This is a genomic window from Anoxybacillus dikiliensis (genome assembly GCF_050613275.1).
In the GTDB taxonomy this organism is placed as follows: Bacteria; Bacillota; Bacilli; order Bacillales; family Anoxybacillaceae; genus Anoxybacillus.
In genome coordinates, this window is record NZ_CP187112.1 from 1,538,554 (window position 1) to 1,550,535 (window position 11,982).

The 11,982-nt window shown below is 44.4% G+C and carries 7 protein-coding genes; 3 read left to right on the forward strand and 4 right to left on the reverse strand.

Annotated features, from left to right (window positions below):
- Positions 1–310 precede the first annotated feature (310 nt).
- A complete protein-coding gene (locus tag ACPF7I_RS08090; protein ID WP_430743967.1) occupies positions 311–1,462 on the forward strand; it encodes a CaiB/BaiF CoA transferase family protein in 1,152 nt (383 codons plus the stop codon).
- A 3-nt stretch (positions 1,463–1,465) separates the two neighbouring features.
- Entirely contained in the window at positions 1,466–2,659 is a 1,194-nt protein-coding gene (locus tag ACPF7I_RS08095) for an acyl-CoA dehydrogenase family protein (RefSeq protein ID WP_430743966.1), read from the forward strand.
- A 19-nt stretch (positions 2,660–2,678) separates the two neighbouring features.
- Here the strand turns inward: ACPF7I_RS08095 and ACPF7I_RS08100 are convergent, their stop codons facing one another.
- From ACPF7I_RS08100 to gltB, 4 genes are all read right to left on the reverse strand, one after another.
- Positions 2,679–3,005 carry a DUF3870 domain-containing protein gene (locus tag ACPF7I_RS08100; protein WP_003395822.1) on the reverse strand — a complete coding sequence of 109 codons (327 nt, stop codon included), beginning with the start codon at positions 3,003–3,005 and terminating at the stop codon, positions 2,679–2,681.
- 83 nt (positions 3,006–3,088) lie between these two features.
- Complete coding sequence (gene ilvD, locus ACPF7I_RS08105) at positions 3,089–4,771, reverse strand: dihydroxy-acid dehydratase (RefSeq protein WP_430743965.1); 1,683 nt, start codon at positions 4,769–4,771, stop codon at positions 3,089–3,091.
- A 135-nt stretch (positions 4,772–4,906) separates the two neighbouring features.
- Entirely contained in the window at positions 4,907–6,352 is a 1,446-nt protein-coding gene (locus ACPF7I_RS08110; RefSeq protein ID WP_430745936.1) for a glutamate synthase subunit beta, read from the reverse strand.
- Between the two features lie 36 nt (positions 6,353–6,388).
- Positions 6,389–10,933, reverse strand: coding sequence for a glutamate synthase large subunit (gene gltB / locus ACPF7I_RS08115; protein WP_430743964.1), 4,545 nt, complete (start codon positions 10,931–10,933; stop codon positions 6,389–6,391).
- Positions 10,934–11,058: 125 nt separating this feature from the next.
- On the opposite strand from gltB, the gene ACPF7I_RS08120 reads away from it, so the two are divergent.
- Complete coding sequence (locus ACPF7I_RS08120; RefSeq protein ID WP_430743963.1) at positions 11,059–11,958, forward strand: LysR family transcriptional regulator; 900 nt, start codon at positions 11,059–11,061, stop codon at positions 11,956–11,958.
- Positions 11,959–11,982 lie beyond the last annotated feature (24 nt).

Here is an 11,982-nt window from a genome sequence, read left to right on the forward strand (position 1 = left end):
AATAAGCTCCACAGTTTTTGCTTATTTGCTTTTATTTTAAGACAATCTTTTTTGTTTTGTCAAACTATTTTTAAAATAAAAAATATTTACAAAATAAATGTGTTGTTTTATACTGAAAGTAGCTAGCCCCACCAGACAACTGACCGTTTGGCTTCGGGTAGCAACGTGACTTTTTTGTTAAAGAACTGTTCCGATTCGACCCACTTTCTTTTCGAAAGGCACGCTCGAATCGTTTATGCCAGTTCCTTTCCTGTACGTTTTAGGAAAGAGCTGGCTTTTTTTATTCACAAGAAGAAATGGAGGTGAGCGAATGAAAGGGGCTTTAGAAGGCATTCGTGTTGTAGACTTGACACGCGTCCTCGCTGGTCCGTATGCCACTATGATTTTAGGCGATCTGGGGGCAGATGTGATCAAAGTCGAAGCGCCCGGCGGATCAGACGATACAAGATTTTGGGGACCCCCATTCCAAAATGGCATGAGTGCTTATTATGCAGCAGTTAATCGAAACAAACGAAGCATCACTATAAATCTAAAAGAAGAAAAAGGAAAAGAAACGATTCGCCAGCTCGTTAAAACAGCAGACGTCTTCATTCACAACTTTAAAACAGGAACGATGGAACGGCTCGGGCTTGGGTATGATGATCTGTCCGCCATCAATCCGAAACTCATCTACTGTTCGATTACTGGATTTGGTGAAACAGGACCATATCATCATTTAGCTGGCTACGATTATATTATTCAAGCGATGAGCGGCTGGATGAGCATTAACGGGACAGAACAATCCGGACCATTAAAAGTCGGGGTGGCGGTCACGGACATCTTTACAGGTTTGTATGCTACCATTGCCGTACAAGCAGCGTTGATCGCTCGTGAAAAAACGGGACGTGGGCAAAAAATTGACTTAAGCTTATTTGATTGCGCCATAAGTGCGCTTGTGAACGTCGCTTCAAACTATTTAATGTCCAACGAAGTCCCGAAACCGTTAGGAAACGATCATCCGAACATCGTTCCGTATTCGACATATGAAGCCAGCGATGGTTTGTTTGTTGTTGCCGTCGGAAACGATCGGCAATTTCAGGCACTATGCGAACTGCTAGAAGATCAAACAATTGGTGCAGACGAGCGATTTCGAACAAATGCCGGTAGAGTCGCCCATCGCCATGAACTGAATCATCGGCTAAATGATGAGCTAAAAAAGAAAACGCGTGCACAGTGGCAGAAATTGTTTGAACAAAAAGGCATTCCTTGCGGCCCTGTTTACACCATTCACGAAGCGTTTCAACACCCGCAAACATTGGCAAGAGATATGATTGTCAACATGGAGCATCCACATGTCGGGACATTAAAACTCGTCGGATCACCGTTAAAATTTTCTGAAACGGCTGTGTCCTATCGACTTTTCCCTCCTCTTGCAGGGGAGCATAACGATCATATATCACTATTAAACGATATGGAGGAATGAACGATGATGAATTTTGACTTTACTCAAGAACAAGAACTATTACGCCAAACCGTAAGAAAATTTGTTGATAAAGAAATTTTACCCCACATAAAAGAATGGGATGAGCGAGGTTATTTCGATCCAAACATTTTAAAACGTCTTGCACAATTAAACTTAATGGGCGTATGCATTCCGGAGCAATACGGTGGAATGGGGATGGACTACAATTCGTTAGCGATCGTATGTGAAGAGCTAGAACGGGGAGATACAGCATTTCGTACCGCCGTTTCCGTTCACACAGGATTGAACAGTTTAACACTTTTACAATGGGGAACAGAAGAACAAAAACAAAAATATCTTGTCCCACAAGCAAAAGGGGAGAAAATTGGGGCATTCGGATTAACGGAGCCAAACGCAGGTTCAGATGTCGCAGCCATTTCCACAACCGCTGTGCGCGATGGAGATGACTACATCTTAAACGGGCAAAAAACGTGGATTTCGCTTTGTGACATTGCTGATCACTTTATCGTTTTTGCTTACACAGATAAATCGAAAAAGCATCGCGGTATTTCCGCTTTTATCGTTGAACGGACGATGCCTGGTTTTTCATCACGTGCCATCAAAGGAAAGCTTGGCATTCGTGCAGGCAATACAGGCGAGCTGTTTTTTGACAATGTCCGCGTCCCGAAAGAAAATTTACTTGGGGAAGAAGGGGAAGGATTTAAAATTGCGATGTCCGCACTCGATAACGGACGGTTTACTGTTGCGGCTGGGGCGTGCGGCTTAATTATGGCTTGTTTAGAAGCCAGTGTGAAATATTGTCACGAACGAAAAACGTTCGGCAAAGAAATTGGTCGCCATCAACTTGTTCAACAAATGATTGCAAACATGGAAGCTGGTTTACAAATGAGCCGCTTGCTCGTATATAAAGCAGGATTTTTGAAAAATAAAGGGAGAAGAAATACGCGCGAAACATCGCTGGCGAAATGGATAGCGTGCGACTTCGCAAACAAAGCCGCTGATGATGCGGTACAAATTCACGGGGCATACGGCTACTCAAATGAATATCCGGTAGAACGATATTTACGCAACTCAAAAGCGCCAGTCATTTACGAAGGAACGCGCGAAATTCATACAATTATGCAAGCGGAGTACGTTCTTGGCTATCGCCAAGATAAGCCGCTTCGCAAAATGCTCCCTCCTTGGGAAGAAAAATAGAAGGTGCCGCGAGCACCTTCTATTTTTCAGCATGCATCTTCTCTTCTAACTTACAATATTGCTTGTATAAATCTTTTAGCGCTGCACATAACGCTTGATTTGCTTTTCCTAAATATCCTTCATGTAATTGGGCAAGCGGTTCGTCAATTCCGTCTTTTAACGAATGACCTTTTAACAACCGGGCAACGTAATCGCGACCGTGCTCCGTTGCCAATGTACACGACGCATCAACGATGACACCATATTTTTTGTCTACCTCCGCTGTAATCGTAAGCGTATCAAACACGCTTTTTGCTGCCATCCCCGAAGGTAATCGCGCATGACCTGCAATAAATTGCGTATTCATTCCCTTCCCCCCATAGTCGTTTACTTCTTCAATTATAACGGAGGATCGTTTTACAGTTATAAACATCATTTCGACAAAATGCGCTAAATTTTCATAATGCCGCCTGTACTTGCTGAAGTGACGAGCTTTGAGTAACGAGCTAAATATCCTGTCTTCACTTTCGGCTCAAAGCCCTTCCAATTTGCTTTCCGTTTTTCCCATTCTTTTTCAGGGACGTGAACGTCAATCGTTCGCTTCACAATATCAATGACAATATGGTCACCGTTTTGTACAAATGCAATTGGTCCCCCTTCCGCTGCTTCCGGCGACACATGACCGATCGATAAACCGCGGGATGCGCCAGAAAAACGCCCGTCCGTAATAAGTGCTACTTTCGTTCCTAGTCCCATGCCGACAATTTGCGATGTTGGGGCTAACATTTCTGGCATTCCCGGTCCACCTTTTGGACCTTCATAACGAATGATCACGACATGCCCCGGTTGTACTCTTCCTGCCGCAATGCCCTCGAGCGCTTCTTCTTGAGAGTCAAAGACGATCGCGGGTCCCTCATGACGGGTAATGCCGCCTTGGATACCGCCTGTTTTAATAATTGCGCCATCTGGGGCTAAATTGCCGAACAATACAGCCAACCCACCCGTTTCTGAATACGGATTGTCAATCGGACGAATGACTTCATAATTTTTCACTTCACAGCCTGCAATATTTTCCCCAAGTGTTTTACCTGACACAGTGAGGGCATCTAAATGAAGCGTGCCTTCTTTTTTAGATAGCTCATGTAATACGGCAGACACGCCGCCTGCTTCGTGTAAATCTTCAATATGCATATCGGACGCTGGGGCGAGCTTGGCCAAATGCGGCACGCGGGAAGCTACCTCGTTAATGCGTTCAAGCGGATAATGGATCCCTGCTTCATTGGCAATGGCTAGCGTATGTAACACCGTATTCGTTGAGCCGCCGAGCGCCATATCGAGCGCAAACGCGTTATCAATTGCCTTTTCTGTTACAATATCACGCGGTTTAATATCGTTCTCAATTAAATACATTAACTGTTGAGCCGAACGTCGCACAAATTCTTTTCGTGCTGGATCAATCGCTAAAATCGTCCCGTTACCAGGGAGCGCTAAACCGAGCGCCTCAGCTAAACAGTTCATGGAATTCGCTGTAAACATTCCTGAGCACGAACCACATGTCGGACAGCCGTACTGTTCAAGTTCTTGCAACCCTTTTTCATCAATTTTTCCAGCTTGATATGCACCGACTCCTTCAAATACAGAAGAGAGCGAAATTTTTCTCCCGTCGCTCGTCACACCTGCCTTCATCGGTCCTCCGCTTACAAAAATAGTCGGGATATTTAAACGCATCGCCGCCATCATCATGCCAGGTGTAATTTTATCGCAGTTCGGAATGCATACCATCCCATCAAACCAATGGGCAGAAACGACCGTCTCAACAGAGTCAGCAATAATTTCTCGGCTCGGTAACGAGTAGCGCATACCAATATGACCCATCGCGATGCCGTCATCGACGCCGATGGTGTTCATTTCAAACGGAACACCACCGGCCTCACGAATGGCTTCTTTCACAATTTTCCCAAACTCCTGCAAATGAACGTGACCTGGGATAATATCAATGTATGAGTTTACAACCGCAATAAACGGTTTATGAAAATCTTCTTCTTTTACCCCTGCCGCACGCAATAAACTGCGATGTGGCGCGCGGTCAAATCCTTTTTTAATCATATCGCTACGCAAAACAAATCCCTCCATCTTTTCTGAACTTATTAAAAAACATTGTAACACTTTTTAAAATAAAATGACAATTCTAAAAATAAAAATCTCTTTTTCTACAAAAACGCAGAAAAAGAGATTTTTTAAATATGCACTTTCGCAGATGTCCCCCTCTCAATCCCCCATAAGAAAATGATTCATTTCTTTCGCTGCTTCGCGTCCTTCATGAATCGCCCAAACGACAAGACTTTGTCCACGTCTTGCATCACCTGCGACAAATACACCTTCAACATTCGTCTTGTATGCTTTACTAACTGTCTCGATTCCAAACTGTTGTAAAAGTTGCGGTTCTGGTCTTTCAAAACCAATGGCGATCAATACGAGATCACACGGCCATATTTTCTCTGTACCTGGAATTTCTTTAAATACAGCACGCCCTTGATCATCTATTATTTTTTCCATTTGGATCGTATGCAGTTCTTTTACTCTCCCTCTCTCATCACCAACGATTTTTTTCGTTTGAATACAATATTGACGCGGGTCATTGCCGAACTTCGCTTCCGCTTCTTCATATGCGTAGTCAACTGTAAATACAAGCGGGTATTGCGGCCATGGATTATCGTTTGTACGCTCTTTTGGCAATGCCGGATGTTTGCCGAATTGCACAACGCTTTTACATTGTTGCCGCAATGCCGTCGCGACACAGTCAGCCCCTGTATCGCCACCACCGATTACGATGACATGTTTATGTTTGGCATCAATAAACGCTTCATCTTTTTCGCCGGTAAGCAGCCATTTTGTCGTCATTGTCAAGTAGTCCATCGCAAAATGAACGCCATCAAGCTCGCGTCCTTCGATCATAAGATCGCGTTGCTTTTGTGCTCCAATACAAAGCACAACCGCATCATATTGTTTGCGCAATTCATCAATCGCCAAATCTTTTCCGACTTCTATGTTTGTAACAAACGTAATTCCTTCTTTTTCAAGCAAGCGTACACGTCTCTCAACGACGTCTTTTCCAAGTTTCATATTCGGAATGCCGTACATCAACAAACCGCCAATTCGATCTGCGCGCTCATACACAGTGACAAAATGACCAGCTTGATTTAGTTCATCTGCACAAGCTAGCCCTGCAGGACCAGAGCCAATGACGGCCACCTTTTTTCCGGTTCTTTTTTTCGGAATGCGAGGTCGAACCCATCCTTCTTCAAACGCTTTATCAATAATCGCTCGTTCAATTCCTTTAATCGCTACTGCTGGATCAGAAATCGCTACTGTGCACGATCCTTCACACGGCGCTGGGCAAACGCGTCCTGTAAATTCCGGGAAATTATTTGTCTTCACTAACCGTTCGAACGCCTCTTTCCATCTTCCACGATACACAAGGTCGTTCCACTCTGGAATGAGATTATGAATCGGACAGCCGGACGTTAAACCTTGAAGTTCCATCCCCATATGACAAAAAGGGGTACCGCAATCCATACATCGCGCACCTTGTCTCGCTAACGTGTCGTTTGAAAATGGATCAGTGTATTCTTTCCAATCATTTAAACGGGAAAGAGGATGACGTTTTTTTTCTTCTTCCCGTGCATATTCGATAAAGCCTGTTGCTTTTCCCATCATTCTCCCCCTTTCACCTATTCCGGAAGCGATCGCTTATCGCGCGACCACTTCCACCACTTTTACATCTTTTTTGTTTACAACTGTTTCAAACGCCTCAAATACCGCTTCGTCATACGACAACCCGCGTTGCTTCAGCGCCTCAATCGTTTCAATCATAAGCTTATAATTTTTCGGAATGACTTTGACGATGTCTTTCACAACCTGTTCCCAATTTGCAAGCACATACGCTGCTTTCGGGCTTTCTGTATATTCGTAATGTCTCATAATCATATGTTGCACATCTCGTATTTCGTTTTCATCTACTAATGTCTCAAATAAAACGAGTTCACGGTTTGCACGTTTTTTCCATGCATCGTCATCAGCAAGTACGTATGCTATGCCACCGGACATTCCAGCAGCGAAATTTTTTCCGACTGATCCGAGAATAACGACGCGCCCTCCGGTCATATACTCACAGCCGTGATCTCCTACTCCTTCAACGACCGCATGGACGCCGCTATTTCGAACACAAAAACGCTCGCCGGCGCGACCGCGAATATACGCTTCACCGCTCGTCGCTCCATAAAAAGCCACGTTTCCGATAATCACTTGATCGCTACATGCAAACGTTGCCTCGTGCGGCGGACGAATAATGACTTTGCCCCCCGATAAACCTTTTCCGACGTAATCATTCGCATCGCCAATTAATGTCATCGTCATTCCTTTTGGTACGAACGCCGCAAAGCTTTGCCCAGCGGAACCGTGAAAACATAACTGAATCGTATCTTCTGCAAGCCCTTCTTCACCGTACCGTTTCGATATTTCGCTGCCGACAATCGCGCCAACTGTACGATGAACGTTTTGGATAGCAACTTGCAATTGTACCGGCTCTTTTTGTTCAATTGCCCGCTTGACTGCTGGTAAAATCACCGTATCATCAAGCGTTCGATCAAGATGATGATTTTGTGGTCTAGAAAACGTTCGCACTCCTTCCACTTGATACAATAAACGCGACAAATCTAAATGTTTCGCTTTCCAATGTTGCTTAGCGCGCTCGCTCACTTTTAATACATCGACGCGCCCAACCATTTCTTCCATTGTCCGAAAACCGAGCTGCGCCATTATTTCACGTACTTCCTGAGCGATAAAATACATGAAATTGACGATATGCTCGGGCTTGCCTGTAAATTTCGCACGCAGTTCTGGATTTTGTGTTGCAACCCCGACTGGACAAGTATCTAAATGACAAACGCGCATCATGACACACCCTAAAACGACTAGCGGAGCTGTCGCAAATCCAAACTCTTCCGCTCCGAATAACGCTGCCATGACGACATCGCGGCCTGTCATCAATTTTCCGTCTGTTTCTAGTACGACGCGATCGCGCAACCCGTTTAACATGAGCGTTTGGTGCGTCTCAACTAAACCGAGCTCCCACGGAAGCCCTGCGTGTTTAATGCTCGTTTTCGGCGAAGCCCCTGTACCTCCGTCATATCCGCTAATAACGATCACATCGGCACCACCTTTCGCTACTCCAGCCGCGATCGTACCAACACCAGATTTTGCAACGAGCTTCACACTAATACGCGCATGCCGATTCGCATTTTTTAAGTCGTAAATGAGCTGCGCTAAATCTTCAATAGAATAAATATCATGATGCGGCGGCGGCGAAATGAGCTCTACCCCTGGCGTAGATCCGCGCACTTTTCCGATCCATGGATATACTTTGTTTGCAGGAAGCTGTCCCCCTTCTCCTGGTTTTGCCCCTTGCGCCATTTTAATTTGTAACTCATCGGCATGGACTAAATAATGGCTTTTTACACCAAATCGTCCCGATGCAACTTGCTTAATTGCGCTGCGACGAAAATCACCATTTTCATCTCGTATATAGCGCCGCGGATCTTCACCACCTTCTCCGCTATTACTTTTTCCACCGATGCGGTTCATCGCAATGGCGAGCGCTTCATGCGCCTCTTCGCTTAATGAGCCGTACGACATTGCTCCCGTTTTAAATCGGCGCACAATCGCTTCTACCGGCTCGACTTCCTCGATCGGAACAGGCTTACGCGTATGATCAAAATCGAACAAATTGCGTAAAAATGTCATTTGTTCTTCATTTGCCATGCTGGAATATTGCTTAAATAACTCATAGTCATTTTTTCGACACGCCCATTGTAACGTGTGAATCGTTTTCGGATTGAACGCATGATGCTCACCATTTTTACGCCACTGCAGTTCGCTCCCTGATTCTAAAGTATGATCATAAGACGTTTGGAACGCTTGCATATGTCGCATTTTTGCTTCTTGTGCAATTTCGTTTAAGCCGATCCCGTCAATTTGTGACGCTGTTCCTGTAAAATATCGTTCAATAACATCGTTGCCAATACCGATTGCCTCAAAAATTTGCGCACCGCGATAGCTTTGCACTGTTGAAATGCCCATTTTTGACATCACTTTTACAACGCCATCTGTCGCTGCCTTTTTATACGTTTCGACCGCATGTTCATATGTGGACGCGATCACCCCGTTTTCGACCGCTTCACGAATCGTCGCAAAAGCTACATATGGATGAATGGCATCCGCTCCGTAACCGATTAACGCAGCGAAATGATGTACTTCGCGCGCTTCCCCACTTTCAACAATTAGGCTTACTTTTGTACGCGTCCCTTTTCGAACAAGGTGTTGATGCACCGCGCTGACTGCCAAAAGAACAGGCATGGCTATGCGCTGCTCATTCATTGAGCGATCGGATAAAACAATTAACGTCACACCATTAGCAATTGCTTCATCTACCGCTTGACACAATTCGTCTAACGCTTCTTTTAAATCATTTGTAAAAACAGTTGATAACGTCACACTAGCAAATTCGCGATACGGGCTCATTCGAAGTGCCTTTAATTGTTTGTTCGTGATAATCGGACAATCGAGACGAATGCGGCGGGCAGCTGACGCATCTGGGTTTAACAGATCCCCTTCTCTTCCAAGAAACGTCACCGTCGATGTAACAGTATATTCACGAATGGCATCGATCGGTGGATTCGTCACTTGCGCAAATAGTTGTTTAAAATAGTTGAACAAGCTTTGTGGTCGATCGGACAAAACCGCTAACGGCGTATCATTTCCCATTGCTCCGGTTGGGTCTTTTCCTTCCGTCGCCATTGGAATGATCGTTTTTTCAACATCTTCATACGTATACCCAAACGCTTTCTGCCATGTGATAAGATTGTCAAACGGCTGTTCCTCATCTCCCGCAAACTGCTCGTCAAGTTGTTCAATAGAAACAGTTTGTTCGTTCACCCATTGACAATACGGATGCTTATGCGCAATTTGCTTTTTGACCTCTTCATCAGAAATGATTCGCCCTTCTTCTAAATCAATAAAAAGCATTTTTCCCGGGCTTAATCGCTCTTTATATAAAACTTGTTCCGGAGCTACATCAACGACCCCGACTTCCGATGAAAAAATAATATAGTCATCTTTTGTGACATAGTAACGAGCTGGACGAAGACCGTTGCGATCAAGAATACCGCCAATTTGTTTGCCGTTTGTGAATACGATTGCCGTTGGACCGTCCCACGGCTCCATCAGACAGCTGTAATATTCGTAAAACGCTTTTTTATGTTCATCCATCTCTTTATCCCAATACCACGGTTCTGGGATCAACATCATCGCTGTTTCAGCAAGCGACTTTCCAGCTAAAACGAAAAACTCAAACGCGTTGTCGAGCATGGACGAATCGCTTCCGTTCGTATCTAAAATCGGAAGCACTTTTTGTAAATCTTCTCCAAACACCAGGGAGGAAAACTGCTTCTCACGCGCCATCATCCAATGAATATTTCCACGCAACGTATTAATCTCTCCATTATGAATTAAATAACGATTCGGATGCGCTCGCTCCCAACTTGGAAATGTATTTGTGCTAAAGCGCGAATGAACAAGCGCAAACGCCGAACGAAATCGCTCGTCTTGTAAATCGATATAAAACGCATCTAATTGCTCCGGAGTGACTAGTCCTTTATAAACGATCGTGCGACTGGATAAACTCGCAAAATAATATTCATTGTTTTTCACTGCTTTTTCCGCCCGTTTCCGAATGACGTATAACTTGCGTTCGAACTGTTGGTCATCAACGATATCATCGCTTGCTGCGATAAAAAGCTGCCGAATGTACGGACGACTTTGTTTTGCTAATGTTCCAAGTTTTTCGACATCGATAGGTACATCTCGCCATCCGAGCACCGTTTGCCCTTCTTCACGAACGATTTCATCTATTTGGCGTTCGAACATCGTTCTCGTTTGTTCATGATGTTCAAAAAAGAAAATCATTCCGACCCCATAACGCCCTTTAGGCGGAAGTGAAAATGGACAAACGGAACGAAAATAATCGTCCGGAATTTGTACCATGATTCCCGCACCATCACCCGTTTGCGGATCGCTCCCTTGCCCTCCCCGATGTTCTAATTGCCGCAACATATGAAGACCTTGTTGAACAATATGATGAGATGCTTCTCCTTTTAAATGGGCATACAACCCAATGCCACATGCATCATGCTCAAATTGCGGACAGTACAATCCTTGAGCTTTCGGTAATCCTCTCATGTCAATCCCCCATTCCGTCGTCGTGTATGTTATGTATAATTGTAGGTTTCAATAATCATATAAACAATATATAATTTAGATAACATTTATCTCATTTTGAGAACGATAGAAAGAGGCGGGGGGAAATGGAATTAAGGCAATTGATTTATTTTACAGAAGTGGCGAAGCGGGAACATGTGTCGGAAGCTGCCGAAGCATTGCATGTCGCCCAGTCCGCAGTCAGTCGCCAAATCGCCAATTTAGAGGATGAACTCGGAGTAAAGCTATTTGAACGAGAAGGAAGAAATGTGAAACTAACTCCGATCGGACGACACTTTTTACAACATATTGAGTTAGCGTTAAAAGCGATTGACTATGCGAAACAACAAATTGAAGAATATTTGGATCCGGAACGCGGAACAATTAAAATTGGTTTTCCAACAAGTCTAGCGAGCTACACGATGCCGATGGTCATTTCCACGTTTAAACAACAGCATCCACACATTTCTTTTCACTTACGTCAAGGGTCATATAAATTTTTGATTGATGCAGTAAAAAAACGAGAAATTGATTTAGCTTTTTTAGGCCCCGTTCCAACAGGAGAAAAAGGCATTCAAGGAGATATTTTATTTACGGAGTCATTCGCTGCGCTCATTCCGACAGATCATCCACTTAGCCAAAAAGGAAGCATCGCACTAAGTGAATTGCGTCACGAACCATTTGTCATGTTTCCTCAAGGATTTATTTTGCGCAAAATCGTTGAAGATGCTTGCAAACAAGCCGGCTTTTCTCCAATCATTTCGTCAGAGGGGGAAGATTTAGACGCGATCAAAGGACTCGTTTCGGCCGGTATCGGTGTCACTTTATTACCAGAAAGCACGTTTTATGAGACAACTCCACGCTATACAGTAAAAGTGCCAATTGAACTTCCGCTCGTTCGCCGCAACGTCGGAATTATTTTACCGAATCACGATCTCGCACCATCCGTCAACGTATTTTACCAGTTCGTCAAACAATTTTTCGCGATGTTAGATCGATATCAGTAAGCCAGCTGATGTACATAGCCGGCT

Bases quoted from the DNA above. Each gene is read 5' to 3' on its own strand.
- ACPF7I_RS08090 (WP_430743967.1), top strand. From the start codon at position 311: ATGAAAGGGGCTTTAGAAGGCATTCGTGTTGTAGACTTGACACGCGTC.
- ACPF7I_RS08095 (WP_430743966.1), top strand. From the start codon at position 1,466: ATGATGAATTTTGACTTTACTCAAGAACAAGAACTATTACGCCAAACC.
- ACPF7I_RS08100 (WP_003395822.1), bottom strand. From the start codon at position 3,005: ATGAATACGCAATTTATTGCAGGTCATGCGCGATTACCTTCGGGGATG.
- ilvD (WP_430743965.1), bottom strand. From the start codon at position 4,771: ATGGAGGGATTTGTTTTGCGTAGCGATATGATTAAAAAAGGATTTGAC.
- ACPF7I_RS08110 (WP_430745936.1), bottom strand. From the start codon at position 6,352: ATGGGAAAAGCAACAGGCTTTATCGAATATGCACGGGAAGAAGAAAAA.
- gltB (WP_430743964.1), bottom strand. From the start codon at position 10,933: ATGAGAGGATTACCGAAAGCTCAAGGATTGTACTGTCCGCAATTTGAG.
- ACPF7I_RS08120 (WP_430743963.1), top strand. From the start codon at position 11,059: ATGGAATTAAGGCAATTGATTTATTTTACAGAAGTGGCGAAGCGGGAA.